Annotated in this window: 24 protein-coding genes; 9 read left to right on the top strand and 15 right to left on the bottom strand. The window is 67.1% G+C overall.

The genetic code is table 11. The features are described 5' to 3' along the window. Nucleotides 1–48: 48 nt before the first annotated feature. The 6 genes from RT456_RS02140 to RT456_RS02115 all read right to left on the bottom strand — a co-directional run bounded on the left by RT456_RS02140 (nt 49) and on the right by RT456_RS02115 (nt 4,609). Nucleotides 49–333, bottom strand: a complete 285-nt coding sequence (locus RT456_RS02140; protein WP_313341825.1) for a hypothetical protein — start codon at nt 331–333, stop codon at nt 49–51. Nucleotides 334–431: 98 nt separating this feature from the next. Then, nucleotides 432–1,622, bottom strand: a complete 1,191-nt coding sequence (locus tag RT456_RS02135) for a methyl-accepting chemotaxis protein (RefSeq protein WP_313341822.1) — start codon at nt 1,620–1,622, stop codon at nt 432–434. A 312-nt stretch (nt 1,623–1,934) separates the two neighbouring features. Further along, nucleotides 1,935–2,549 (bottom strand): high frequency lysogenization protein HflD, encoded by a 615-nt coding sequence (gene hflD, locus RT456_RS02130; RefSeq protein WP_313341820.1) that lies wholly within the window; start codon nt 2,547–2,549, stop codon nt 1,935–1,937. Further along, a complete protein-coding gene (gene mnmA, locus RT456_RS02125; protein WP_313341817.1) occupies nt 2,546–3,685 on the bottom strand; it encodes a tRNA 2-thiouridine(34) synthase MnmA in 1,140 nt (379 codons plus the stop codon). The genes hflD and mnmA overlap by 4 nt, the downstream gene beginning before the upstream one ends. Next, on the bottom strand, nt 3,682–4,143 hold the full coding sequence (locus RT456_RS02120; protein ID WP_313341815.1) for an NUDIX hydrolase: 462 nt from the start codon (nt 4,141–4,143) through the stop codon (nt 3,682–3,684). The genes mnmA and RT456_RS02120 overlap by 4 nt, the downstream gene beginning before the upstream one ends. Nucleotide 4,144: 1 nt before the next feature. After that, the gene (locus RT456_RS02115; RefSeq protein WP_313341813.1) at nt 4,145–4,609 is read right to left on the bottom strand and encodes a hypothetical protein; all 465 of its coding nucleotides are present in this window, start codon (nt 4,607–4,609) and stop codon (nt 4,145–4,147) included. Nucleotides 4,610–4,703: 94 nt separating this feature from the next. On the opposite strand from RT456_RS02115, the gene clpS reads away from it, so the two are divergent. Together clpS and clpA are read left to right on the top strand one after the other, a co-directional pair. After that, the gene (clpS, locus tag RT456_RS02110; RefSeq protein ID WP_313341811.1) at nt 4,704–5,033 is read left to right on the top strand and encodes an ATP-dependent Clp protease adapter ClpS; all 330 of its coding nucleotides are present in this window, start codon (nt 4,704–4,706) and stop codon (nt 5,031–5,033) included. A gap of 338 nt (nt 5,034–5,371) precedes the next feature. Then, a complete protein-coding gene (clpA, locus tag RT456_RS02105; protein ID WP_313341808.1) occupies nt 5,372–7,654 on the top strand; it encodes an ATP-dependent Clp protease ATP-binding subunit ClpA in 2,283 nt (760 codons plus the stop codon). 58 nt (nt 7,655–7,712) lie between these two features. On the opposite strand, the gene RT456_RS02100 is transcribed toward clpA, so the two are convergent. The 4 genes from RT456_RS02100 to RT456_RS02085 form a co-directional block, all read right to left on the bottom strand. Then, on the bottom strand, nt 7,713–8,084 hold the full coding sequence (locus RT456_RS02100; protein ID WP_313341805.1) for a hypothetical protein: 372 nt from the start codon (nt 8,082–8,084) through the stop codon (nt 7,713–7,715). Nucleotides 8,085–8,286: 202 nt separating this feature from the next. Further along, nucleotides 8,287–8,505 (bottom strand): translation initiation factor IF-1, encoded by a 219-nt coding sequence (gene infA, locus RT456_RS02095; protein WP_005409596.1) that lies wholly within the window; start codon nt 8,503–8,505, stop codon nt 8,287–8,289. A gap of 99 nt (nt 8,506–8,604) precedes the next feature. Further along, the gene (gene aat, locus RT456_RS02090; protein ID WP_313341803.1) at nt 8,605–9,342 is read right to left on the bottom strand and encodes a leucyl/phenylalanyl-tRNA--protein transferase; all 738 of its coding nucleotides are present in this window, start codon (nt 9,340–9,342) and stop codon (nt 8,605–8,607) included. Continuing rightward, nucleotides 9,339–10,469, bottom strand: coding sequence for a GNAT family N-acetyltransferase (locus RT456_RS02085; RefSeq protein WP_313341800.1), 1,131 nt, complete (start codon nt 10,467–10,469; stop codon nt 9,339–9,341). Before RT456_RS02085 ends, aat begins: the two co-directional genes overlap by 4 nt. 191 nt (nt 10,470–10,660) lie before the next feature. On the opposite strand from RT456_RS02085, the gene RT456_RS02080 reads away from it, so the two are divergent. Continuing rightward, on the top strand, nt 10,661–12,193 hold the full coding sequence (locus RT456_RS02080) for an N-acetylmuramoyl-L-alanine amidase (protein WP_313341797.1): 1,533 nt from the start codon (nt 10,661–10,663) through the stop codon (nt 12,191–12,193). A 70-nt stretch (nt 12,194–12,263) separates the two neighbouring features. Here the strand turns inward: RT456_RS02080 and RT456_RS02075 are convergent, their stop codons facing one another. The 3 genes from RT456_RS02075 to trxB all read right to left on the bottom strand — a co-directional run bounded on the left by RT456_RS02075 (nt 12,264) and on the right by trxB (nt 14,033). Beyond that, complete coding sequence (locus tag RT456_RS02075) at nt 12,264–12,566, bottom strand: addiction module antidote protein (RefSeq protein ID WP_313341794.1); 303 nt, start codon at nt 12,564–12,566, stop codon at nt 12,264–12,266. Between the two features lie 54 nt (nt 12,567–12,620). Beyond that, complete coding sequence (locus RT456_RS02070) at nt 12,621–12,908, bottom strand: type II toxin-antitoxin system RelE/ParE family toxin (protein WP_313341792.1); 288 nt, start codon at nt 12,906–12,908, stop codon at nt 12,621–12,623. Between the two features lie 153 nt (nt 12,909–13,061). Continuing rightward, nucleotides 13,062–14,033: a thioredoxin-disulfide reductase gene (gene trxB, locus RT456_RS02065; protein ID WP_313341788.1), complete on the bottom strand. Its 972-nt coding sequence runs from the start codon at nt 14,031–14,033 to the stop codon at nt 13,062–13,064. Between the two features lie 268 nt (nt 14,034–14,301). On the opposite strand from trxB, the gene RT456_RS02060 reads away from it, so the two are divergent. The 6 genes from RT456_RS02060 to RT456_RS02035 all read left to right on the top strand — a co-directional run bounded on the left by RT456_RS02060 (nt 14,302) and on the right by RT456_RS02035 (nt 21,565). Then, nucleotides 14,302–16,671: a DNA translocase FtsK 4TM domain-containing protein gene (locus RT456_RS02060; protein ID WP_313341785.1), complete on the top strand. Its 2,370-nt coding sequence runs from the start codon at nt 14,302–14,304 to the stop codon at nt 16,669–16,671. 191 nt (nt 16,672–16,862) lie between these two features. Next, nucleotides 16,863–18,725 (top strand): DUF3857 domain-containing protein, encoded by a 1,863-nt coding sequence (locus RT456_RS02055; protein ID WP_313341921.1) that lies wholly within the window; start codon nt 16,863–16,865, stop codon nt 18,723–18,725. A 65-nt stretch (nt 18,726–18,790) separates the two neighbouring features. Further along, nucleotides 18,791–19,429, top strand: a complete 639-nt coding sequence (gene lolA / locus RT456_RS02050) for an outer membrane lipoprotein chaperone LolA (RefSeq protein ID WP_313341782.1) — start codon at nt 18,791–18,793, stop codon at nt 19,427–19,429. Between the two features lie 78 nt (nt 19,430–19,507). Next, nucleotides 19,508–20,809 carry a replication-associated recombination protein A gene (locus RT456_RS02045; RefSeq protein ID WP_313341779.1) on the top strand — a complete coding sequence of 434 codons (1,302 nt, stop codon included), beginning with the start codon at nt 19,508–19,510 and terminating at the stop codon, nt 20,807–20,809. Continuing rightward, nucleotides 20,809–21,213, top strand: coding sequence for a fluoride efflux transporter CrcB (crcB, locus tag RT456_RS02040; protein WP_313341918.1), 405 nt, complete (start codon nt 20,809–20,811; stop codon nt 21,211–21,213). Before RT456_RS02045 ends, crcB begins: the two co-directional genes overlap by 1 nt. A 79-nt stretch (nt 21,214–21,292) precedes the next feature. Then, nucleotides 21,293–21,565 (top strand): hypothetical protein, encoded by a 273-nt coding sequence (locus RT456_RS02035; protein WP_313341776.1) that lies wholly within the window; start codon nt 21,293–21,295, stop codon nt 21,563–21,565. On the opposite strand, the gene RT456_RS02030 is transcribed toward RT456_RS02035, so the two are convergent. Next, nucleotides 21,489–23,867, bottom strand: coding sequence for an ATP-binding protein (locus RT456_RS02030; RefSeq protein WP_313341773.1), 2,379 nt, complete (start codon nt 23,865–23,867; stop codon nt 21,489–21,491). The genes RT456_RS02035 and RT456_RS02030 overlap by 77 nt on opposite strands. Beyond that, a complete protein-coding gene (locus RT456_RS02025; RefSeq protein ID WP_313341770.1) occupies nt 23,864–24,466 on the bottom strand; it encodes a response regulator transcription factor in 603 nt (200 codons plus the stop codon). Before RT456_RS02025 ends, RT456_RS02030 begins: the two co-directional genes overlap by 4 nt. Nucleotides 24,467–24,578 lie beyond the last annotated feature (112 nt).

Raw genomic sequence — 24,578 nt, 5'->3', positions numbered from 1 at the left:
AGAATTGTCACGTCACGTTCGGAGATTCGGGTAGGTCACCGAGAATTGTCACGTCGCGTTCGGAGATTCGGTCGCCGCAACGTCGTCTCCGCTCAATCCCAGGTCCCATGCCAATGCCGCGAACGCGGGATCTGGACATGGGTCGGCCGCGGCTGTTGTCGCCGCCATTTCGGCCAGCTCCCGTTGCGCCTGATGCTCCAGCGCCGCCAGCAACGCACGCCCGGTAGGCGGGGTGACGGTGGAAGCGGCGGCGCGGGCGACCTCGGCGGCGCCGTCGGTCGCGGGCACGGCGCCGGCATGCGTGGAGGGGGTGGGGGCAACATTCAGCAGCATGGGGCGGTCATCTGCAGCGGGGGCGGGGGTGAACGCACAACGGCCCCGGGATCAGCGGGGCCGTGTGGGGTGCCGTTGCCGGCACACAACACCATCGATCAGAACAGCTCGACCGCGCCAGCGGCCATGCTCTGCTGGCTCACCGGCTTGTGCGGCGGGCGTTCCCATTCGCTGCGCATTTCACGCAGGCGGCTGCCGGTACGCTGCAGGGCGGTGGCGACCTCGGCGTCGAACACGCCGCCATTGCGGTGCAGCAGTTCCTGCAGGGCCACGGCCTCGCGGTTGATCGAGGTCAGGCGGTCGAGGTGGGTATGCACGCCGCCCAGCGCCTGGGTGGCGATGTCTTCGAACTGCAGGGCGCGGACGGCCTCGGCAACGCTGCTGTCGATCGCACGGCCGCACTCGGAAATCTCGCGCATGCCATCGCCCAGCGATGCGTTGATCTGGGCCACGTTGTCCAGCATCTGCGCCGCTTCGTGGCGCGCTTCGCGGGAGCGGTCCATGTCACGCGAGGCCATGTTGGACACGGTCTCGCGGACCTTGGCAATGGCATCCTTGGAGCTGTGCGCCAGCTTGCGGATCTGCTCGTTGAAGGTGGTCGAACGCTCGGAGAGGTTGCGGACCTCGTCGGCGACCACCGCAAAGCCCCGGCCTGCCTCGCCGGCGCGGGCCGCTTCGATGGCGGCGTTCAGGGCCAGCAGGTTGGTCTGGTCGGCGATCGACTTGACGTCTTCCAGCAGGGCGAAGATGCCATCCAGGTGCTGCGCCATCTGGTCGATGTGCTGCACGGTGGTGCTGCTCTGGCCGCTGACCTGTTCCAGCGCTTCCACCAGCTGTTCCATGCGGTGGCTGGCGTGCTGGGCGAAGCGGGCCACGTCGACGCCGGCGCCGCCGTCTTCACCGGCGCGGTCGACGATGCGGGCCAGTGCCTGGCTCTGCTGGCGTGACTTGCGGTTCATGGCGTCGAAGCTGCCACCCAGGCCGGCCACGGCCTGGCGGATCAGGTCGCGGGCACGTTCGATCTCGCCGCGCGAACCGTCGATTTCGTTGCCGACGAACGAGCGCAGGTCGGTCAGCAGCTGGTCCTGTTCCCGCATCATGCGGGCATGCTCAGGCGAGCGCTGGCTCTGGGCGCGGGCAGTCCACCAGGCAAAGCCCAGCCAGCTGAGCGTCATCGTGGTCAGGATCGCCCAGCGCAGGGCGACAGGCCATTCGAAGCCGATGGCGAAGGGAAGCAGCAGGGTCAGGACCAGGGGGGCGGCCAGACGAATGAAAATGCGTGAGTACATGGACGTTCTCGGGGAGGTGCACGGAAGATGTATCGGCCGTACCCCCGTTTGCTTTAGGCACGGCGCACATTTTTTCGTGCGCGCGCCGTGCGCAGCCACGCAGGGCGTGGCTCTACGTCCTCGTAGTGCCACGCCCTGCGTGGCAGACCGGCACCGTCCTCGTAGCGCCACGCCCTGCGTGGCAGACCGGCACCGTCCTCGTAGTGCCAGGGCCTGCGTGGCAGACCGGCACCGTCCTCGTAGTGCCAGGGCCTGCGTGGCAGACCGGCACCGTCCTCGTAGTGCCACGCCCTGCGTGGCAGACCGGCACCGTCAGCGCAGCTGACGGTCCACAGCCTCGATCATCGCCTTGCGCGAGATCAGGAAGTCCCAGTACTGCCCGCCGGTCTGGCGCCACAGCACCGCCGAGCGGACGGCCGCCAGCAGCAGGGCGCGGATCTCGGCCACCACCCCGGCCTGGCCCAGGTAGTGCGGGTTGCCCTGGACCATCACGCGCGGCTTGAGGTGGCTGATGGTGTCGGCGTACAGGCCGCCGAGCGTGGCCAGCACGTCCGGGTGGGCGCTGTCGCCCAGTTCGACCGACTGGCGCTGGGCGCGGCCGATGCCCTGGCTGACCTGCTCGACCACCGCATGCTCGCGCACGAAGCGGCGCTCCAGCTGCAGCACCGCCAGCGCCAGGCGTGGCAGCATCTCGTCCTGGCCCTGGTTGCGGAAGTAGTTGTGCAGCAGGCGCAGGCCCGGTGCGACGTTGGAAACACTGCCGAACACCGCCTGGGGGCTGTCGGCGTCGATTTTGAACACGCTGTCGACCGCGGTCCGGACCACGCTGGCCTCGGAGTGGCCGGTTTCGGCGATGCGGCGCACCTGCTGCAGCGCCTGGGCGATGCCGGCCAGGGCAAGAACGCGGTCGTCGACGGAAAAACTCATGCAGCAGATACCTCAAAGGGGGAAGGGGTGGTGCGCAGGCGCTGCTCCAGCGGCGCGTCGGTGGCGGCGATCACGGCGCCACCCAGGCAGACCTCGTCGTCATACAGCACCAGGGATTGCCCCGGGGTGACGGCACGCTGCGGGCGCGCGAAGCGCACCTCGAGGGTGCCGTCGTCGCGCACGAGCACCGTGCAGGGTTCGTCGGGCTGGCGGTAGCGGGTCTGTGCGGTGCACTCGAACCGGCGCGCGGGCGGGTCGCCGGCAATCCAGTGTGCGACCTCCGAATGCAGGCGGGTGGACTGCAGCCACGGACTCTCGCGGTCCTGGTCCACGTACAGCACGTTGCTGGCCACATCCTTGCCGACCACGTACCACGGCGCCGCAGGACGGCCGCGCACGCCGCCGATGTTCAGGCCCTCGCGCTGGCCCAGGGTGAAATAGAACACGCCCGGATGCTCGGCGATCCGGTTGCCGTCCGGGTCCTGGATCTCGCCGGCCCGGGCGGGCAGGTAGCGGCCCAGGAATTCGCGGAAATCACGCTCGCCGATGAAGCAGATGCCGGTGGAATCCTTCTTGGCATGGGTGGGCAGGCGGGCGTCGCGGGCGATCCGGCGCAGGTCGTTCTTCTGCAGGTCGCCGATCGGGAACAGAGTGGCGGCCAGCTGGGCCTGGCCCAGCTGATGCAGGAAGTAGCTCTGGTCCTTGCTGCGGTCGGCACCGCGCAGCAGCGCCCAGCGGCCACCCACCTGCGCCACGCGCGCGTAATGCCCGGTGGCGATGCGCTCGGCGCCCAGCTCGCGGGCCGCGTCCAGGAAGTGCTTGAACTTCACTTCGCGGTTGCACAGCACATCCGGGTTGGGCGTGCGGCCGGCGGCGTATTCGGCCAGGAAGTGCTCGAACACGCCCTTCCAGTATTCGCCGGAGAAATCGCGGAAATGGAACGGGATGCCGAGCAGGCCACAGACGGCCACCGCGTCGCGGCGGTCGTCCTCGGCGCGGCAGTCGCCGCTGCCGTCATCGGCCCAGTTCTGCATGAAGAGCCCGGCCACCGGCTCGCCCTGCTGCACCAGCCGCCACGCCGCCACCGACGAATCCACGCCGCCGGACACGCCGACCATGATCCGGGGCGTGCTCATGCGGTGTCCTTCACGAGTGACAGCGGGTAGCGCTGGCCGGCCAGGTAGTCGGCCACCACCGCCCACACCAACGGGCTGCGCAGGCGCGCCGCCTCGGCCTGCAGCGCTGCCGGGGCCAGCCACAGTGCGCGCAGGATCCCGGCGTCCAGCGGGCGCGCGGGGTCGTGCGAGAGCGGTTCGGCCGCGTAGGCGAAGCGCAGGAACGGCGTGCCGTCCGGGGCGGTCCACTGGTAGGTGCCGATGAAGGCCGTCAGTGCGACGGTCCAGCCGGTCTCTTCCAGAGTCTCGCGCACCGCCGCGGCGGCCAGGCTCTCGCCCGGTTCGAGGTGGCCGGCCGGCTGGTTGAGCACGGCGTGGCCATCGATGGACTCCTCCACCAGCAGCAGTTCGCCGTCCCGCACCACGACGGTGGCCACGGTCACGTGCGGTGCCCAGCGCTGGTCCTGCACGGCATTCACCTCAGTATTCGTCCGTCTCGGTCAGCTCGGCTTCCATCGCGTCGGCGGTGCGCATGGCCGCGTCGATCGCGTCGCTGAGCGCATCGGCGCCGGCAGTGGCGTCGACCTTGACGACGAACATGGCCAGCTGGTCCTGCTTGACCCACGCGCCAAGCTTGGCGTCCTGGGAGTCTTCCAGCAGGCGGTTGGCCACGGCGGCGGGGAACTGCTTGCCCGGGGCGTTGTAGCCCGGCGACCAGATCTCGCGGATCTTGTGCTTGCCGTATTCTTCCACCGTGGATCGCACGAAGACCAGCTGGGTGCGGCCGTCATCGAGGTCGAAGACCATCTTGTAGTCGCCGTCCTCGTCGACCTCATAGGGGTACTTCAGCGTGTCCAGCACGCGGCCGACGGCCTTGTCGGGCGTTGCGGCGTGGGCCCCGAAGATGGTGGCGGTCAGCAGCAGCGCGGTGGCGATCCTTTTCATGAAGTCCCTGTGAAAGTGTGTTCGGATGAGTGGATTGTGACGGGGGCAGGGGGGCAACGTCCAATCTGGTGGATCCGGCGTTTATAATGTCTGGATGCCCCGCGAGCCCTCCCAAGAACCCCATCACGACCACGGCGTAGCGCTGGAACCGGCCCGCCCGGAGGTCGCCCCGCCGCCGTTCTACCAGGTGATGCTGTTGAACGACGACTACACCCCGATGGATTTCGTGGTGACCGTGCTGCAGAGCTTCTTCGCCATGGACCTGGACAAGGCCACCCAGGTGATGCTCCACGTCCATACCCGCGGGCGCGGGGTCTGCGGGGTGTTCACCCGCGAAGTGGCCGAATCCAAGGTCGCCCAGGTCAACGAATTCTCGCGCATGAACCAGCATCCGCTGTTGTGCACGATGGAGAAGACGGGGTAGTCCCGGTTCGAGGCGGCGTCGGTGGGTTCAAACGTCGGATGGAGTGTTCCATCCGAGGTGCACTGTGGTTGAGTGCTTGAGCCGCGCTGCGCGCGGTGTCCGGCCAGCGGCCGGACCGACGGAGTTTTACGGGCCCCTGGGGATCTGGATCAATCTACTGATGGCGCCGGACGCACCCCGGTAGCGCCGGCCGTTGGCCGGCCCGCGTGTTGGCGCCGGGTGGCCGTCCCCGGCCGTTGGATCCGGCCATAACGCCATATGAACGCACCGATCCGCTAGGGTGATGGAAATTGCGCAGCTAGGCCGCATATTGTTCTCAACTGCCGCCGGAGTAGAACATGTTCAGTAAAGACCTCGAACACACCATCGGTCAGTGCTACAAGCGCGCCCGTGAGGCCCGGCATGAGTTCATGACGGTGGAACACCTGCTGCTGGCACTGCTCGACAACCCGTCCGCCCAGGCCGTGCTCAAGGCCTGTGGGGCGGACGCCGAACGCCTGCGCCAGGAACTGGAGCAGGCCATCGAGGCCTCGGTGTCCCGCCTGGCCGAAGATGACGGCCGCGACACCCAGCCCACCCTGGGCTTCCAGCGCGTGCTGCAGCGGGCTGTCTACCACGTCCAGTCCTCGGGCAAGAAGGAGGTCACCGGCGCCAATGTGCTGGTGGCGATCTTCGGCGAGAAGGACTCGCATGCGGTCTACTACCTCAACCAGCAGGATGTGACCCGGCTGGATATCGTCAACTACCTCTCCCATGGCATTGCCAAGCTGGGCGAGGACGGCGAGGTGCCACCGTCGGCCGATGCCGAGGGGCGTGCCGAAGGGGGCGAGGGTGAGGGCAAGGGCGATGCCCTGGCCGAATTCGCCAGCAACCTCAACGACGCCGCCCGCAATGGCCGGATCGATCCGCTGGTCGGTCGCCGCGATGAAATCGAGCGCACCATCCAGGTGCTGTGCCGCCGCCGCAAGAACAACCCGCTCTACGTGGGCGAGGCTGGCGTAGGCAAGACCGCCATCGCCGAAGGCCTGGCCAAGCGCATCGTGGAAGGCTCGGTGCCGGACGTGCTGGCCGACGCGGTCATCTACTCGCTCGACCTGGGCGCGCTGGTGGCGGGCACCAAGTACCGCGGCGACTTCGAAAAGCGACTCAAAGGCGTGCTCAGCGCGCTGAAGAAGATGCCCAATGCGGTGCTGTTCATCGACGAGATCCACACCATCATCGGCGCCGGTTCGGCATCGGGTGGCACCATGGACGCGTCCAACCTGATCAAGCCGGCCCTGGCGTCGGGCGAGCTGCGCTGCATCGGCTCGACCACGTTCCAGGAATACCGCGGTATCTTCGAGAAGGATCGTGCCCTGGCGCGTCGCTTCCAGAAGATCGACATCGTCGAGCCCACCGTGGGCGAAACCTACGAGATCCTGCAGGGCCTCAAGCCGAAGTACGAAGAGCACCACGGCGTGACCTATGCCGATGACGCGCTGCAGGCCGCGGTGGATCTGTCGGTCAAGCACATCGGCGACCGCCTGCTGCCCGACAAGGCCATTGACGTGATCGACGAGGCCGGCGCACGCCAGCGGCTGCTGCCGGAAGGCGAGCGCAAGGAACTCATCGACATCGAAGAGATCGAGACCATCGTGGCCAAGATGGCGCGTATCCCCGCCAAGCAGGTCAGCGCCACCGACAAGGACGTGCTCAAGCACCTCGAGCGCAACCTGAAGATGGTGATCTTCGGCCAGGATCCGGCCATCGAGACGCTGTCGTCGGCGATCAAGCTGGCCCGTTCCGGCCTGGCCAATCCGGAGAAGCCGATCGGCAACTTCCTGTTCGCTGGCCCCACCGGCGTGGGCAAGACCGAGGTGACCAAGCAGCTGGCGCTGCAGCTGGGCATCGAGCTGGTCCGCTTCGACATGAGCGAGTACATGGAGCCGCATTCGATCAGTCGCCTGATCGGTGCGCCCCCGGGCTATGTCGGCTTCGACCAGGGTGGCCTGCTCACCGAGAAGATCGTCAAGACTCCGCACTGCGTGCTGCTGCTGGACGAGGTGGAAAAGGCCCACCCGGACATCTTCAACATCCTGCTGCAGGTCATGGACCGTGGCGTGCTCACCGACACCAACGGGCGCGAAGCCAACTTCAAGAACGTGGTACTGGTAATGACCACCAATGCGGGTGCCGCACAGGCGTCGCGGCGTTCGATCGGCTTCACCCGCCAGGACCACGCCACCGACGCGATGGAGATCATCCGCAAGAGCTTCACGCCGGAATTCCGCAACCGCCTCGATGCGGTCGTGCAGTTCCAGCCGCTGGGCTTCGAGCACATCCTGCGCGTGGTGGACAAGTTCCTGATCGAGCTGGAGATGCTGCTGCAGGAAAAGCACGTCAGCCTGTCGGCCACCCCGACGGCGCGCGACTGGCTGGCCCGCCACGGCTTCGACCCGCTGATGGGTGCCCGTCCGATGGCGCGCGTGATCCAGGACAAGGTCAAGCGCCCGCTGGCCGACGAGCTGCTGTTCGGCAAGCTGGTCGACGGTGGCCGTGTGAGCATCGATGTGCGCGACGACGAGCTGTTCGTCGAGGCGCAGGCCGAGCCGGAGCGCCGCCTGCCGGCGACGGTCGAGTGACCGCGGGTTGATGTGAACGAAAAACGCCCCCGATGGGGCGTTTTTTGTTGGCCAGCCCTTATCGGCGGGCGCGGCTCGCGAATGCCTCGGCGGTGATCGGCTCCAGGGTGGTCACGTCACAGCTCTGCGTATCGGTGCGCAGCTTGCTGGCCCGTGCGCCACACAGCTGGCCTTCCTGGCCGGGGGTTACGAAGGTCAGCTTGCGCGAGAAGCTCGCGCTGCTGCACGAGCCTGCGAAATGGACGATGTAATGGTCGGTGCCGTTGCGGAGCAGCATGCTGCGGTCCGCGCCCTTGCGCACCAGCTGCTGGTCGCTGGAAAGGGCAACGCACTCGCTGCCGGGCTGCGCGGCAGCGGGTGCCGTCTGGGCGGATGCGGCGCCGGCAAGACTGCAGGCGGCGAGCAGGCACAGGGGGAGCAGGGTTTTCATGTCGGGGGCCAGGCGATGACGATCCGGAGTGGACCGGGCATCACAATGCGCCTGCGCCGCCAAGGGCGAATCTGCATCAAGGCAGGCTGACCGTCGGCAGGGTGTGGAGGGTCAGGGTGCCGCTTGGCACGGACATGCCTGAATGGCGCGCACGCAAAAAGGCCAGCGCGTGGCCGGCCTTCTGGCGGGAAACCCGTACCGCTTACTTCATGCGGTAGGTGATGCGACCCTTGGTCAGGTCGTAGGGCGTCATTTCGACCTTTACGCGGTCGCCCGTCAGGATGCGGATGTAGTTCTTGCGCATGCGGCCGGAGATGTGGGCGATGATTTCATGCCCATTTTCCAGTCGAACGCGGAAAGTGGTGTTCGGCAGCGTCTCGCTGACGGTGCCTTCGAACTCGATGGAGTCGTCTTTCGACATGTAGTCCTGTGCAGTTCTGTAAACGGCCGAGCTGGCCTTAAGAGCGGGCATTTTACGCGCACTTCCCCGTGGATGCAAAGTTTGTGTTAACCCCGGCCGCTACCCCGCGACCACGTGGGCCGGCACTGCCCCGAACGCCGCTTCCCAGCTTCCTGCCAGCCCCGGCTCCCGCACCTGCCTCCGCACCACCTCCAAAAACCGCTCCCGCGGCCAATGCTCGGCGCCCATGCGCAGCAGGTGATCGTTCTCGACCTGGGCATCGATCAACGGCCAGCCCCAGTCCCGCAGCCGGTACGCCAGGCCCGCCAGCGCCACCTTCGAGCCGCCACTGACCGCGCTGAACATGCTTTCGCCGAAGAACATCCGGCCGATGGCCACGCCGTAGATGCCGCCCACCAGCGTGTCGCCGTCGTACACCTCCACCGAATGCGCATGTCCCATGGCATGCAGCGCCACGTACGCCTCGACCATGTCGCGGGTGATCCACGTGCCGTCCTGCCCGGGGCGGGGGCTGGCGGCGCAGGCGTCCATCACCTCGCGGAACCGGGTGTCGGCACGCAGGGTCCAGTGGCTGTTCCGCAGGGTGCGACGGAAGCGCGACGACAGGCGCACGCCCTCCGTGCGGAACACCATGCGCGGGTCCGGCGACCACCACAGCAGCGGCTGGCCCTCGGAGAACCACGGAAACACGCCGCCCGCATACGCGTTGAGCAGCCGCACCGGCGACAGGTCGCCGCCCAGGGCGAGCAGTCCGTCCGGGTCGCGCAGGGCGGTTTCCGCAGGTGGAAATGCCGCATCGGGGCGTTCGTCCAGCAGCCATGGCAGGTGTCGGCTCATGCGGCGTCCGGCGCCTTGAACGGGCTGTGCCCGGCCAATACCTCCGCATAGCGTGCCACTTCCTCGCGTTCCTGTTCGCACCAACCGGCCAGCGCACCGGCAAAGTCCGGCTCGGCGATCCAGTGTCGGCTGCGCACCGTGTGCGGCAGGAACCCGCGCGCCAGCTTGTGCTCGCCCTGCGCGCCAGGTTCGAAACGGGCCAGGCCTTCACGCAGGCAGTAATCGATGCCCTGGTAGTAGCAGGTCTCGAAGTGCAGGCCGGGCAGGGTGGCGCCGCCCCAGTAACGGCCATACAGCGTGTCGCCGCCCCGCAGGCACAGCGCGCCGGCCACCGGCTCGTCGTCCAGCATCGCCAGGAAGATCACCAGCTGGCGGGGCATCGTGCCGGCCAGGTGGCGCAGGAAGGGCAGGGTCAGCGCCGGGGAATTGCCGTATTCGCTGAAGGTCTGCAGGTAGAAGCCATGCATGGCCTGCAGGTCGGCCTCGCTGGCCTCGTCGCCGTGCACGATCCGGTAGGTCACGCCGGTGCGCGCCAGCTTCGCGCGTTCCTGGCGGATGTTCTTGCGGCGCTTGTGGTCCATCGCGGCCAGGAAGCCCTCGAAATCCTGCCAGTGGCCGGGGTTGTGCCACTGGAACTGGATGTCCTCGCGCAGCAGCCAGTCGTTGCCGAATGCCGTGTCGTCAGTCGCCACATGGAAGTTGACGTGCGCCGACGACCAGCCCATCCGCGCGACCTCGCTGCGCAGCGCCTGCACCAGCTGCGCGCGGGTGGCGTCGTCGGCGGCCAGCAGGCGCGGCCCGGTCACCGGCGAATACGGCACCGCCCCCAGCCATTTCGGGAAGTACTCCAGCCCGTGGCGGGCATAGGCATGGGCCCAGGCATGGTCGAACACGAACTCGCCATGCGAGTTGTCCTTGAGGTAACCGGGCACGGCCGCCACCAGCCTGCTGCCCTCCCACAGCGTGAAGTGGCGTGGCCGCCACCCCCATTCCGCGCGCAGGCAGCCGTGCGCCTCGAGCCCGGCAAGAAAGGCATGGCTGACGAACGGATTGCGGCCGTCGTGCAGGGCGTCCCAGTCGGCGGCGGGGAGGACGGAAAGGCGATGGAGAAAGCGTGGATCGGGCATGGCTAGAGGATAGGGCAGGCCGATGCCGAAGGGGAGATTTCAGGCGGGGTAGATGGTGTTCCGGAAAGCGATCGGAAGGTCGTTCTGTGACGCCGAGAAAGCGTGCGTTGGCGCGCGCAAGCCGACGCGCGAAGCGCGCAGATTGCGTGAACGCATCCGGGGATGCGCCGACCCCTTCAAGGAGAAGAACGATGGTAAGAAACACCCTACAGATGATCGCGGCAGGTTGCGGAGTGCTGTTTGTGGCTGGTGGTGCAATAGCGTCGCCGGCGGAAGTGACGGTCGCCAATGCAGAGCGGCGGCTTGAGGCAGGCGCTGACATTTCGATGACGAGGTGGCATGTCGATGCCGAGCTGATTCTTGTGCTGGAGAAAGAGGCGTCCAGAAAGGTAACTGCCTATCTCCAGAGCCGAGGCAGGCTTCGCGTGGTTGATGTCAGTGTTTCCATCAATATGGACGACAGGGTGATCCTCGCCGATTTCGGACCGGGATTCCTGCCAGGTCCTGACGAGGCGGAAGTGTTCCTCCATGAGCTTGCGGTAACGCTTCGGCACTATGCGGAGCAGGCAGGGCTGCCCATCGTCGGTGTGGATTTCCGCTATCAGGGAAAGCCACTCAAGTCTTACTACCCTGCGGAACTTGCCGTGCCGCCCCGTGCGCGAATCGACGCGCGGAATCAGACTGCGCTTGTGTCCGCCAGTCATGGCTTGGTGCGAGTGCATCCTGCTTTGAACTGGGATTACCAGCGGCCGGACGCGTTTGGCTTTCGCGAGGATATGATTACGCCACCATATGGTGATGCGCTGCAACGCCTGCTTGAGGAACGTAGCGGTTCGGGCGTCAATCGAGCAAGAAATCGTTCGCAGGATCCCCACCCTGAGTCGAATCGGCCGTGGGACTACATGTCGTCTCGATATCACTTGAAGACATTGCTGCCTGATCGCACCGATATCTGGAACTCGCTCCCAAACGACACTGATGCCGATCGTGAGGTGAAGGAGGATATCCGTGCCAGGCCGTTGTATGCCAATCATCTCGGTGTTGGCACCATGATAAGTCTGCATACCAACGGTCACGAGCTTGGTGCGATTCGTGGTGTCGAGGTTTATTACCACGGAGACAAACCTGACGACCGTCCTCTGGCAGAGAGTGTCCTTTGCGGAATGCGTGAGTTGATTCGTGCGCAACCTGGCTACGAGAATTTCCCTGCGAGACAGGATGCCAGCCCGGGTGGCCACGGTGAGAACCGCATCGGAACCATGCCGTCCGTCCTGGTGGAAATTGCCTACCACTCCAATGCAGAGGACTCGGTTGCCTTGCAAGATCCGGTATTCCGGGAGGCATCCATGAAGGGGGTGGAGAAGGGCGTCCGCCTGTTCCGCGAAGGAAAGACCTGCGAGCCGTTCGTACTGCAGCAGATTCCGGACATCTCGCTCGCCGCGGGCACCTCGCAGGAGATCACGCTGCCGTTTGCCGGCCATCCGCAGTTTCCAGTCACCATGGAGTTCACGACCGCCAACTGCAGCTCGCCGGGTGCATGCAGGCCAAGCAAGACGACCTTCGACGATCCGAACACGCCGATCACCGTCTTGATGCGTTGCCGGGGGTCGCTCACCGGCGATGCCAGGTGGAGCGTGGTGTTGCGTGATGTGGATGGGGTCGCCACCGCGCCGGTAGAGTTTCAGCACACCTGTTCCAAGCCGGGCGGGTCGCCTGCGGCTTAACCCGTGCAAGGGGGGAAAGAAAAAGGCCGGCGCTGCTGCGTCGGCCATCATCCGTGTCCGGGTGCGGCACTCAGGCCGCGCTGGCGTGTAGTTGCACGCCAAGGGCCCGGGTTACCTTGAGGATCGTCGCGAAGTCTGGACTCCGCTCGCCGGAAAGGGCGCGGTAGAGGCTCTCGCGCGACACGCCTGCGTCGCGGGCGACCTTGCTCATGCCTTGCGCGCGTGCAATGTCACCCAGCGCCTTGGCGATGAATGCCGAGTCACCATCACTTTCCATGATGCAGGCGTCCAGGTACGCAGCCATTTCTTCCGGGGTGCGAAGATGCTCCGCGACGTCGAATGCCTCCAGCGGAGTCTTCTTCTTGGTGGTCATGATGGTGTGCTCCGGTTGCATTGTTGCGTGTCGGCTGGATTCTTCTTCATGACATCAGAGATTGCGGGCCAATTCCTTCGCGCTCTCAATGTCGCGTTGCTGTGAGCTCTTGTCGCCCCCGACCAGCAGGATGATGAGCTGATTGCCTCGTTGGGTGTAATACACCCGATAACCGGGCCCTGCATCGATGCGAAGTTCGGATATTCCACCGGTCAGATTTCGATGGTCACCGGGATTGCCATCCGCCAGTCGCCGAATACGGGCAAGAATTCTAGCGCGCCCTGCAACATCTTTGAGGGCGTCGATCCACGCGATGAACTCGTGGGTGCGCTTCATCTCCATGGCCAGGACTGTAGCCTTTGGGCTACAGTCGGTCAAGTGGGCGTCCTGTTCCCGGAAAGGCGGGTCGCCCGCGATTCAACCCTGCGGGGGGAAAGAAAAAGGCCGGCGCTGCTGCGTCGGCCTTCGGTTCACGTTGCGGGGCGACGGGGTCGCTCAGCCCAGTTCGCCCTTCGCATCCAGGTAGCGCTCGGCGTCCAGGGCGGCCATGCAGCCGAAGCCGGCCGAGGTGATCGCCTGGCGGTAGTGCTGGTCGGCCACGTCGCCGGCGGCGAACACGCCTTCCACCGAGGTCTGGGTGGCGTTGCCGCCCAGGCCGGAGCGGATGTCCAGGTAGCCGTTGTTCATGGTCAGCTGACCCTCGAACAGGCTGGTGTTGGGGTGGTGGCCGATGGCCACGAAGAACCCGTGGGCGTCGATGTCGCGGGTGCTGCCGTCCAGGGTGGACTTCACGCGCACGCCGGTCACGCCGGCGTCGTTGCCCAGCACTTCCTCCACCTGGTGGTGCCACACGGTCTCGATCTTGCCCGAGGCGACCTTGGCGAACAGCTTGTCCTGCATGATCTTTTCCGCCTTCAGGGTGTCGCGGCGGTGGACCAGGTAGACCTTGCGGGCGATGTTGGACAGGTACAGCGCCTCTTCCACGGCGGTGTTGCCGCCGCCGACCACGACCACGTCCTGGTCGCGGTAGAAGAAGCCGTCGCAGGTGGCGCAGGCCGACACGCCGCGGCCCTTGAAGGCCTCTTCGGTGGGAATGCCCAGGTACTTGGCGGTGGCGCCGGTGGCGATGATCAGCGCGTCACAGGTGTATTCGGCGCTGTCGCCGATCAGCTTGAACGGGCGCTGGGACACGTCGGCGGTGTGGATGTGATCGAAGATCACCTCGGTCTCGAAGCGCTCTGCATGGGCCTGCATGCGCGCCATCAGGTCCGGGCCCATCAGGCCGTGGGCGTCGCCCGGCCAGTTGTCGACCTCGGTGGTGGTCATCAGCTGGCCGCCCTGCTGCAGGCCGGTGATCACCACCGGGTTCAGGTTGGCGCGCGCGGCGTACACCGCAGCCGTCCAGCCGGCCGGGCCGGAACCGAGGATGACGAGCTTCTGGTGGCGGGAAGGCTTGGAATTGCTCATGTAGACTCGCAAAGAGATGATGGGGCGGGGCGCTGGCGGAGGATTGCCGTGCGTCCAAGACAGGTCATAGAGTGGCGGCAGGGGCGGGCTGATTCAAGGCGAGCGATGGAACGACGCAGCCCGGCAGGGAGGTCGATCAACAGCGCGCCGGGGATTTGACGGTCGCCGGCGCCTCCAAGTGTGCCGACCAGCGGTTGGCACCTACCTTGGGGGACGTCAGTCGTTTATTATCAAGCACTAACAGTGCATTCCCAAGGTCTGGTCTAAGGTGGCGAAGCAGGTCCCGGAACGAACCAAGTCTCCCGACAGCAAGGCGTCGTCGCGCCGTGCGGCGGCTGCGCCGGCGCCGGTCGACAACCCGCGCAAGCAGCGCCTGTGGCGCGATCTCGGCCTGATCGCCATCGCGCCGGCGCTGCTGTATCTGGTGGCTAGTCTGTTCACCTATTCGGCAGCCGATCCCGGCTGGTCGCATACCGGCAGCGTGGTGGCGCCCATCCACAACATGGGTGGGCGGGTTGGCGCGTGGATCGCCGACGTGCTGCTGCAGCTGTTTGGCTACATCGCCTTCGTGCTGCCCATCGTGCTCGGCGCGCTGGCCTGGTTTGCCATGTTCGGGCTCAAGCGCGAGAGCAAGGGCGAGCACGACCTGGATCCGGCGCTGCGCCTGGTCGGACTGGTGGGCTTCCTGATCGCCGGTACCGGCTTCCTGCATCTGCGCCTGTTCAGTGGCGATGTCGCGCACGCGGGCGGCATTCTGGGTCGGCTGGTCGGCAACTCGCTCAGCGCCGGCTTTGGTGCGCTGGGGGCCAACATGTTCGTGCTGGTGCTGCTGCTGGCGTCGATCACCCTGGCCACCGGCATTTCGTGGTTCGTGGTGATGGAGAAGATCGGCCGGGCGGTGCTGGCGTTGCCGCCGCTGCTCAGCAAGAAGAAGGAACAGGCCAGCGAATGGCAGCAGACCCGCGCCCTGCGCGAAGAACGCCAGGAAGTGCGCAAGGTCGACGCCGAGGTCCGCGCCAAGCGTGAGCCGGTCAAGATCGAGCCGCGCCCCGAGCCGGTGCTGGAGAAGAGCGACCGCGCCAAGCGCGAAACCCAGATTCCCATGTTCCGCGGGGTCAACGGCGATGGCTCGGACCTGCCCCCGTTGGCACTGCTGGACGACCCCAAGCCGCAGCCGAAGGGCTACGACGAAGAGACGCTGGAAACGCTGTCGCGCCAGATCGAGTTCAAGCTCAAGGACTTCCGTATCGAAGCCCAGGTGGTCGGCGCCTATCCGGGCCCGGTGATCACCCGGTTCGAGATCGAACCGGCCCCCGGCATCAAGGTCAGCCAGATCAGTTCGCTGGACAAGGACATCGCGCGCGGGCTGTCGGTCAAGTCGGTGCGCGTGGTGGATGTGATTCCGGGCAAGTCGGTGGTGGGCCTGGAAATCCCCAACGTCACCCGCGAGATGATCTACCTCTCCGAGCTGCTGCGCTCGAAGGAATACGACAAGTCGACCAGCCCGCTGACCCTGGCGCTGGGCAAGGACATCGCCGGCCGGCCGACCGTGGCCGACCTGGCGCGCATGCCGCACCTGCTGGTGGCCGGTACCACCGGCTCGGGCAAGTCCGTGGCGGTCAACGCCATGGTGCTGAGCCTGCTGTACAAGGCCTCGCCGAAAGACCTGCGGATGCTGATGATCGACCCGAAGATGCTCGAGCTGAGCGTCTACCAGGGCATTCCGCACCTGTTGGCGCCGGTGGTCACCGACATGAAGGAGGCCGCCAACGGCCTGCGCTGGTGCGTGGCCGAAATGGAGCGGCGCTACAAGCTGATGAGCGCGGTGGGCGTGCGCAACCTGGCCGGCTTCAACAAGAAGGTCAAGGACGCCGAGGACGCCGGCCAGCCGCTGATGGACCCGCTGTTCAAGCCGAATCCCGAACTGGGCGAGGCGCCGCGGCCGCTGGAGACGCTGCCGTTCATCGTCATCTTCATCGACGAATTCGCCGACATGATGATGATCGTCGGCAAGAAGGTGGAAGAGCTGATTGCACGCCTGGCGCAGAAGGCGCGTGCGGCCGGCATCCATCTGATCCTGGCGACCCAGCGCCCGTCGGTGGACGTCATCACCGGCCTGATCAAGGCCAACATTCCGACCCGCATCGGCTTCCAGGTCAGCTCCAAGATCGACTCCCGCACCATCCTGGACCAGTCCGGCGCCGAGACGCTGCTCGGTCACGGCGACATGCTGTACCTGCCGCCGGGCACCGCGCTGCCGGACCGTGTCCACGGTGCCTTCGTGTCGGATGAGGAAGTGCATCGCGTGGTCGAGCATCTCAAGGCCAGCGGCCCGGCCGATTACATCAGTGGCGTGCTGGACGAAGTGCAGATGATGGGCGATGGCGTCGTGGTCGGCGCGGGCGGCCTGCCGGAAGCCAGTGGCGGGGCAGGGGACGAGTCCGATCCGCTGTACGACGAGGCGCTGCGCATCGTCACCGAGACCCGCCGCGCCTCGATCTCCGGCGTGCAGCGCCGCCTCAAGATCGGCTACAACCGCGCCGCCCGCCTGATCGAAGCCATGGAAGCCGCTGGTGTCGTGAGCCCGCCTGAACACAATGGCGACCGCAGCGTCCTCGCCCCGCCGCCGCCAAAATAAACGCGCACCCGTAGAGCCACGCCCTGCGTGGCTGCAAGATCCGTAGAGCCACGCCCTGCGTGGCTGCGCACCGCAAGGAACCGCAAATGAACCGCATGACATGGCTGGCGGTGTGCGCCGTGGCGCTGGTGCCCGCGCAGGCTTGCGCCCAGTCCGCCACGCCGGCACCGGCCCGGATTCCCGTGCCCGCCATGGCCCCGCCACCGGCGCAGGCCACCCCGGCCAGCGACACCCAGGCCAGCAACAACTACAGTTTCGTGCGATATCGGGCCGACTACGTGGTGCGGCCCGACGCCGGCAACGTGCAGACCGAAGAATACGAGATCCTGCTCAAGACCAAGTCCGCGGTCGAGCAGTTCAGCCAGGTGCGGCTGAGTTACAGCGAGAAGATGGAAACGCTGGACGTCCTGGCCGCATACACCACCGCCGACGGCCAGCGCCGCGACGTGCCGGCCGACCGCATCTACACGCAGGAAAGCTATTCCAGCGCGGCCGCGGCCATGTACGCCGACCGCAAGGTGCGGGTGGTGGTGTTCCCGAACCTGGCGCCCGGCACGCGCGTGATCTACCAGACCCGCCGCACCCAGAACACGCCGTACTTCCCGGGCTACTTCGGGCTGTGGGAAACCTTCAATGTGTTTACCCAGTACGACGATGCGCGCGTGACCCTCACCGCGCCGTCCAGCCTGCCGATGCATGTGCAGTCGCGCGGCGTCGAGGGTGGCCAGTCGCCGCAGCACCGTGATGGCCAGGCACGGTGGGAATGGCGGTACCGTCGCGCCGATCCCATGCAGGTGCAGAACTGGTCCGCGGCCGCCTGGGAGTTCAGTCCCACCATCATGGCCAGCACCTACCGCGACTGGTCGCAGGTGGCGCGCGCCTACCAGGTGAAGGGCGGCGAGGCGGCCCAGGTCACCCCGGGCATCCAGGCGTTGGCCGACGAGGTCACCCGCGGCATCGACGACCCCCGCGAACAGGCTGCCGCGCTGTATCGCTGGGTGTCGCAGAACATCCGCTACGTGGCCGTGTACCTGGGCAATGGCGGGCTGGAGCCGAATCCGGCGCAGAGCATCCTCGACAACCATTACGGGGACTGCAAGGACCATGTGGTGATCCTGGAGGCGCTGCTGGCGGCCCGCGGCATCGAGAGCACCCCGGTGCTGATCGGCGCGGGCGGCGGCCCGACCCTGCCGGCCATTCCGCTGCTGGGGCGCTTCAACCACGCCATCACCTACGTGCCCGAGTTCGACCTGTACCTGGACTCGACCAGTGCCTACGCACGCTTCGGCCAGTTGCCCGAGGGCGATCTGGGCGCGCCGGTGCTGCACACCCGCCAGGCCACCGTGGCCCGCACGCCGGACAACGATGCCGCGCGCAACGGCGCGGGGTTCGAGGTGACGTTCCGCTTCGACCCGAGCGGCAACCTGGCCGGGCAGACCGTGCAGCAGCCGCGCGAAGTCACCGAGATCGGCCTGCGTGGCTCGTTCGCGCGGCTCAACGCGCAGAACCGGGCGCGCGTGGAGGAGTCGATCATGGCGGCGTCCGGCTTCGATGGCAGCGGCTCGCTCACCCTGGTGGGCGACCCGCAGGACCTGACCCGTCCGTTCAATTACCGCTACGACTTCCATGCAAGCGACTACGTCGACTTCGGCGTGGTCGGCGGGATGGCGCTGCCGGACGCGCCGGGTGGCGAATCCTTCCGCGACATCTACACCACCACCTCCGCGCCGGAAAACGCCACGCCCTTCTACTGCAACGACAACCAGCGCGAGGAAACCTACCGGCTCGAGTTCCCGGCCGGGATCCCCATCGTGGCCATGCCGCGCAACCAGCAGTTCCGCAACGCGGCCGGCGAGTACGCGTTGACCTGGTCGCGCGAGGGCCAGACCATCGTGGCCCGCCACCGGCTGCACCAGCGCGCGGTGCGGGGCGCCCAGGCGCTGTGCGAGCCGGCCGACTATCCTGCGTTCCGTGAGCTCTACCAGCAGGTGCGGCGCGGGTTCCGGGGGCAGGTGGTCTACGGCGACCTGCGTACGGTCCAGGCCGGTCCCTGATTGCCCATTCAGGATGGCGTCGGCACACTGTCGGCCATCCTCAATCCTTGTCACTGGATCCCCGTATGCACAGCTCCTTCCGCCGCTATCTCGTTGCCGCCACCCTGGTCTGTGCCAGCGTGGGATCGGCCAGTGCGTGGGCCGGCGCCCGCGACGAACTGAACCGTTTCAGCCAGGGCCTGAAGGGCCTGGACGGGCAGTTCAGCCAGCAGGTGTTCGACAGCAAGGGCAAAGTGAAGGAAACCACCAGCGGCCGCGTCGCGCTGTCGGCACCGCGCCAGTTCCGCTGGGAGTACCTCAAGCCGCACGAGCAGCTGATCATTGCCGACGGCAAGAACGTGTGGGTGTACGAAAAGGACCTGGAGCAGGCCACCAAGCGCGCCCAGGGTGCCGAAGAGCAGAACAGCCCGCTGACCGCGCTGATCAACCCGAAGCTGCTGGACCAGCAGTACGACGTGAGCGAAGAAGCCGCGCCGCGTGATGGCCTGCAGTGGCTGTCGCTTAGCCCGAAGCGCGAGACCGAAACGTCCTTCCAGTACGCCGCGCTCGGCTTCAATGCCCAGGGCCTGGCGCGCATGGAAGTGGTGGATGCAGTCGGCCAGCGTACGGTGATCAGCTTCACCGGCTGGAAGCGCAACCCGGGCTTTGCGGCCGGCACCTTCAGCTTCGCCCCGCCGAAGGGCACCGACGTCATCGGCGATTGATCGCTCTACAATAGCCGCGTGGCCAGAAACCGAACGACATTCAACGGGCCCGATCTGCTGGCGGTAGATCGGGACAGCATGCGCCCGCTCGCCGAGCGCATGCGCCCGCAGACGCTGGACGAGATGGTCGGCCAGAAGCGTCTGCTGGCCCCGGGCAGCGCCCTGCGCCGCGCGGTGGAATCCGGGCACGTGCACTCGATGATCCTGTGGGGCCCGCCGGGGTGCGGCAAGACCACGCTGTCCTTGCTGCTTGCGCATTATGCCGACGCCGAATTCCGGGCGATTTCGGCCGTGCTGTCCGGCCTGCCCGACGTGCGCGTGGTGCTGGCCGAGGCCGCGCAGCGCTTCGCGGAAGGCCGCCGCACGGTGCTGTTCGTGGACGAAGTGCACCGGTTCAACAAGGCCCAGCAGGATGCGTTCCTGCCGCACATCGAACGCGGCACCATCGTGTTTGTCGGCGCCACCACTGAAAACCCGTCTTTCGAGCTGAATTCGGCGCTGCTGTCGCGCTGCCGCGTGCACGTGCTGGAAGCGGTATCGCCGGCGGATATCGTCGAGTCCTTGCAGCGTGCGTTGCAGGACCCGGTGCGTGGCCTGGGCGGCGACGCGCTGCAGGTGACCGACGCGGCGTTGCTGGAGATCGCCACCGCCGCCGACGGCGACGTTCGCCGCGGGCTGACCCTGCTGGAGATCGCGGCCGAACTGGCCGGCGGCGAAGGCGGTCGGATCAGCCCGGAGATGCTGGTGCAGGTGCTCGCCGACCGCACGCGCCGCTTCGACAAGGGCGGTGAACAGTTCTATGACCAGATCTCGGCCCTGCACAAGTCGGTGCGCAGCTCCAATCCCGACGCGGCGCTGTACTGGCTGACGCGCATGCTCGACGGGGGCTGCGACCCGTCCTACCTGGCCCGGCGCCTGACCCGGATGGCCATCGAGGACATCGGCCTGGCCGATCCGCGTGCGCAGTCGATGGCGCTGGAGGCGTGGGACATCTACGAGCGGTTGGGCAGTCCGGAAGGCGAGCTGGCCTTCGCGCAGCTGGTGCTGTACCTGGCCAGCACCGCGAAGTCGAATGCCGGCTATGCCGCCTTCAACCTGGCCAGGCAGGAAGTTCGCGAGTCCGGCACGCAGGACGTGCCGCTGCACCTGCGTAACGCGCCGACCAAGCTGATGAAGGAGCTCGGCTACGGCAAGACCTACCAGTACGACCATGACGCCGAGGGCGGCATCGCACTGGATCAGACCGGCTTCCCGGATGCGATGGGCGAGCGGGTGTATTACCAGCCGGTGCCCCGCGGGCTGGAGATCAAGCTCAAGGACAAGCTCGACCGGCTGCGCGCCGAACGCGAGCAGGCCCGCGCACGCAAAGCGCAGGAGTGATGGGCGGTTTCGGCACATGGTGGCAGCAGCTGGGCCTGGTGATGGCCGGCGGCGCGCTGGGTGCGGCACTTCGGTTCATGGTCGGCGACGCCCTGCTGCGCCAGTTTGGCAGCGGCTTCCCGTGGGGCACGCTCGCGGTGAATCTGGTGGGCGCGTTCGCGGTGGGCTACGTCGTGGTGTGGCTGCAGACCCGCGGCAGCGCGGCGCTGTATTGGCGTGCGTTCGCGGTCGTCGGCGTCATCGGCGGCCTGACCACGTTCTCTTCGATGATGCTCGAGGCGGTGCTGCTGGTGCGCAGCGGGCGCGGGTGGGTCATGCCGACCTATCTGGGCATCAGCCTTGTTGCCGGATTTGCGCTGGTCTGGCTGGGTGCGCGTCTGGCGGAGTGGCAGGTCGCCCGTTGAGGGCGCTCACAGAAATCCGCTGGATTTCTGTGAGCGCTCACGATATCGTGCGCGCCCCCGTTTTACTTCTCTGCCCGTCATGCGTGATGAAGAAGACCCCGGCACCCTGGAGCTGATGCTGCCGCGCAAGCGCGGCCGTCCGCCCACGTTCGGCTACGCCATGACCGATGCGCAGCGTGCAGCCCGTTACCGTGCACGTCGTGCAGGGCAGGCCGGGCAGGGCGACGTGCGCACCTGCAGCGACATGGTGCTGCTGGACAAGATCCGTGCGGCGATCAGCGGAAAGGATCCGGAACTGACGGGTTTTCTCGTGCATGTGCTGTGGCAGCGGTATCCGTTGCAGCTGAAGTAACCCCGCCGCGCACCATCAGTGCTACCGCCGGGCGCAGATAGCCCAGCAACCGCTCGGCCTCCTGCCAGTCGGCCGTATCGTCAAGCTCCAGCTCGTGCAGGTCCCCGGCGATCGCCGCCAGTGCGGGCTGCCCCAGCATGCGCAGGATGCCCGCCATGCGATGGGCGTGATGCCGCAGGCGGTTGGCGGCCTGCTGGCGCAGGGCGTCCTGCAGGGCCGTCTGCTCCTCCTGCAGCGACTGCAGGAACTGCAGCCACATGGGGTCGCCGCCCGGGTCCGCGCCCGCCGCGCTGGACGGGGGCGGGTCCACAGGGTCCACCCGCAGGATGTCCAGCAGCCGGCGGGTGTCGAGCGGCTTGCAAAGCACCGCATCCATGCCGCAGGCGCGGCAGCGTTCGACGTGCGCCGCAGAGTCGTTGGCGGACAAGGCGACGAGCAGGGCGGGCGTGGCGCCACGCTGCTGTTCCAGCTGGCGCAGCAGCACTGCCAGCTCGTAGCCACTCATGTCATCCAGCGTGCAGTCCAGCAGCACGACGCCGCAGGGTTCGGCGGCCTGGTTGCGCACCGCGCTGGCTCCGTCGGCGCAGCTGGTCACCGATGCGCCGAGCGCGGCCAGGCGGCGGCTGACCATGCTACGGCTCAAGGCATGGTCCTCGACCAGCAGCAGGGTGCGCCCAGCCAGTGGTTTGCCCATGGGGGGCGCGCCGGCCGCCTCGACAACGACGGGTATGCATGCCGCGAAACAGCTGCCCTGTCCCGGTGCGCTGCTCAACTGCAGGGTCCCGCCCAGTGCGCGCACCAGGTCGTGGCAGATGGACAGGCCCAGGCCCGCGCCGCCCACCTGCCGCGACCGGGCGCCATGCGCCTGCGCGAAGGGCTTGAACACGCTGTCCTGATGTTCGCGTGCGATGCCGATGCCGGAGTCGCGCACCGCCACCCGCAGGTGCGCGCTGTCGGCGTCCAGGTGCAGGCCCATGCTCACCTCGATGTGTCCCTGGTCGGTGAATTTCAGTGCATTGCCGAGCAGGTTGCTCAGCACCTGGCGCAGGGCGTCGCCGTCGATCCACACGCGTGGCATCGGGTCGGTGGTCTGCTTCAGCGCGAGCACCAGGCCCTTGCCCTCGGCGGATGGACGCACCACGGCCATGCATTCGCGGACCAGCTGGCGAAGGTCCTCCCAGCGGGGGGTGGGATGGTACTCGCCAGCAGCGAGACGTGAGTAGTCCAGCGCGTGGCTCAGCAGGTAGCGCAGGCCTGCACCGGCGGCGCGGGCGGCATTGACCAGTTGGCGCTGGCCCTGGTCGAGCCCGGACTGGTGCAGCAGGTCCACCGAGGTCACCAGGGCCTGCGCGGCATTGCGCACTTCGTGGCTCATCATGGCGATGAAGCGCGCCTGCTGGCGTTCACTGCGGCGTGCCGACTGCTGCGCACGGCGAAGCCAGAATCCGGCCGACAGCATCAGCAGCAGGGTTACGCCCATGGCCAGCAGTTCCCAGCCGAAATGCCGCGAGAGCACCGCGAAAGACGGTCCGCTCAGGTAGGTGGCCTTGGTCCAGCGCTGCATCAGCTCGGCATGTTCCTGCGGGCTGATCGAGCGCATCGCCTGGTGGATCTGTTCGAGCAGGGCCCGGTCCTGGTGACGGACCACCAGGTGCAGGCTGCCCGGCAGGTTCGCGCGGCCGCCATGCAGCAGCAGGCTGTCACCGTGGTCGCGGCGCACCAGGGGCCGCATCACCACGTCCAGCCCCAATGCAACGTCGACCACGCCGGTTTCCACGGCGGCCAGCGCCTCGCGCAGGGTGGGCACCCCGATGACCTGCAGGTGCGGGTGGTAAGCGGCAAGCCATTCGTCATGACGGCTGCCACGCACCACCGCCACCCGCCGCAGGTCCGCAAGGTCCGGCGGATTGGGCAGGGTGTGCCTGCTGGCCAGCAGGGCCTGGCCCCGGTAATACGCCGGCGATGCTGCCAGCGCGGCACACGGCGCCTCGTCGAGTGCGCCCAGCAGCAGCATCAGGTCCGCGCGACCATCGCAGAGGTCCTGCAGCGCGGCGCGGGTGGAGTCGACCTGCTGCTCGCGGAACTGCAGGCCCGTCTGTTCCGACACCAGGCGCGCGTAGCCGCTGATCAGGTTGGCGTCACGCGCCGCGCGACTCTCCGTGGCCAGCAACCGGTGCTGCGACGGGTCGGTCGCCACCCGCACTGTGCGGGGCGTCGGGGCGGCGGTGGCCAAGCCAGGCGGCAGCAAGGCGGCCAGCACCAGCAGCAGGGTGCTGGTGCGTGCCCATTCGGCGCCGCTCACAGTACCGCCAGCTGGTGGCGCAGGGTGAACAGGTCGCGGTCGGTACGCAGGCCCAGCTTGCGGAAGGCGGCATGCTTCTGGGTGCTGATGGTCTTGATGCTGCGGTGCCGCTTGAGCGCGATGTCGGTCACAGTCATGCCACTGAGGCAGAGCTGCAGTACCTCGCGCTCGCTGGGCGACAGGCGGTGCGCCTCGTGTTCATCGCGGTAGTTGACCGGCAGGTGGATGTGGCCGGCGGCGACGCGCCCGACCGCGCGGGCCAACGCCTCCAGTGGTTCACCCTTGGACACCACGCCCGCGGCGCCAGCGGCAATGGTGTTGGAGATCATCACGTGATGCACGTTGGCCGAAAACATCAGCAGCCGCACGCGCGGGAACCGGCGGCGCAGCATGCGCAGCAGCTCCATGCCCTGCAGGTCGCCTTCGGCCAGGGCGTAGTCGATCACGGCCACGTCCACGACGTGCTGGGTGAGGGTGTTGATCAATGCCCGGCTGCGGGCGTGATTGCCCACCACCTGGAAACGCGGATCGTTGGCCAGGTGCACGACGCTGCCGCGCCGGACGACATCATGGTCATCCAGCAGCGCGATCTTCAGCACGGGTGGGCATGCCGTTCCGTGCAGGGGGCCTGTAGGGCGTAGGGACAAAGGAGGCGCGCACTCGTTGGGTCTGCGCCATTCTTACTGCTTCACTGTCCGGCAAAGATGCCCT

It is taken from the genome of Stenotrophomonas sp., from assembly GCF_032099025.1.
Lineage (GTDB): Bacteria > Pseudomonadota > Gammaproteobacteria > Xanthomonadales > Xanthomonadaceae > Stenotrophomonas.
Note: the sequence above shows the minus strand (reverse complement) of the source record. Positions and strands in the feature narration are given on the sequence as shown.

What these genes read in the sequence shown, in the direction of transcription:
- RT456_RS02140 (WP_313341825.1), bottom strand. Translation starts at nt 333, where the DNA reads ATGCTGCTGAATGTTGCCCCCACCCCCTCCACGCATGCCGGCGCCGTG.
- RT456_RS02135 (WP_313341822.1), bottom strand. Translation starts at nt 1,622, where the DNA reads ATGTACTCACGCATTTTCATTCGTCTGGCCGCCCCCCTGGTCCTGACC.
- hflD (WP_313341820.1), bottom strand. Translation starts at nt 2,549, where the DNA reads ATGAGTTTTTCCGTCGACGACCGCGTTCTTGCCCTGGCCGGCATCGCC.
- mnmA (WP_313341817.1), bottom strand. Translation starts at nt 3,685, where the DNA reads ATGAGCACGCCCCGGATCATGGTCGGCGTGTCCGGCGGCGTGGATTCG.
- RT456_RS02115 (WP_313341813.1), bottom strand. Translation starts at nt 4,609, where the DNA reads ATGAAAAGGATCGCCACCGCGCTGCTGCTGACCGCCACCATCTTCGGG.
- clpS (WP_313341811.1), top strand. Translation starts at nt 4,704, where the DNA reads ATGCCCCGCGAGCCCTCCCAAGAACCCCATCACGACCACGGCGTAGCG.
- clpA (WP_313341808.1), top strand. Translation starts at nt 5,372, where the DNA reads ATGTTCAGTAAAGACCTCGAACACACCATCGGTCAGTGCTACAAGCGC.
- RT456_RS02100 (WP_313341805.1), bottom strand. Translation starts at nt 8,084, where the DNA reads ATGAAAACCCTGCTCCCCCTGTGCCTGCTCGCCGCCTGCAGTCTTGCC.
- infA (WP_005409596.1), bottom strand. Translation starts at nt 8,505, where the DNA reads ATGTCGAAAGACGACTCCATCGAGTTCGAAGGCACCGTCAGCGAGACG.
- aat (WP_313341803.1), bottom strand. Translation starts at nt 9,342, where the DNA reads ATGAGCCGACACCTGCCATGGCTGCTGGACGAACGCCCCGATGCGGCA.
- RT456_RS02085 (WP_313341800.1), bottom strand. Translation starts at nt 10,469, where the DNA reads ATGCCCGATCCACGCTTTCTCCATCGCCTTTCCGTCCTCCCCGCCGCC.
- RT456_RS02080 (WP_313341797.1), top strand. Translation starts at nt 10,661, where the DNA reads ATGGTAAGAAACACCCTACAGATGATCGCGGCAGGTTGCGGAGTGCTG.
- RT456_RS02075 (WP_313341794.1), bottom strand. Translation starts at nt 12,566, where the DNA reads ATGACCACCAAGAAGAAGACTCCGCTGGAGGCATTCGACGTCGCGGAG.
- RT456_RS02070 (WP_313341792.1), bottom strand. Translation starts at nt 12,908, where the DNA reads ATGGAGATGAAGCGCACCCACGAGTTCATCGCGTGGATCGACGCCCTC.
- trxB (WP_313341788.1), bottom strand. Translation starts at nt 14,033, where the DNA reads ATGAGCAATTCCAAGCCTTCCCGCCACCAGAAGCTCGTCATCCTCGGT.
- RT456_RS02055 (WP_313341921.1), top strand. Translation starts at nt 16,863, where the DNA reads ATGGCCCCGCCACCGGCGCAGGCCACCCCGGCCAGCGACACCCAGGCC.
- lolA (WP_313341782.1), top strand. Translation starts at nt 18,791, where the DNA reads ATGCACAGCTCCTTCCGCCGCTATCTCGTTGCCGCCACCCTGGTCTGT.
- RT456_RS02045 (WP_313341779.1), top strand. Translation starts at nt 19,508, where the DNA reads ATGCGCCCGCTCGCCGAGCGCATGCGCCCGCAGACGCTGGACGAGATG.
- crcB (WP_313341918.1), top strand. Translation starts at nt 20,809, where the DNA reads ATGGGCGGTTTCGGCACATGGTGGCAGCAGCTGGGCCTGGTGATGGCC.
- RT456_RS02035 (WP_313341776.1), top strand. Translation starts at nt 21,293, where the DNA reads ATGCGTGATGAAGAAGACCCCGGCACCCTGGAGCTGATGCTGCCGCGC.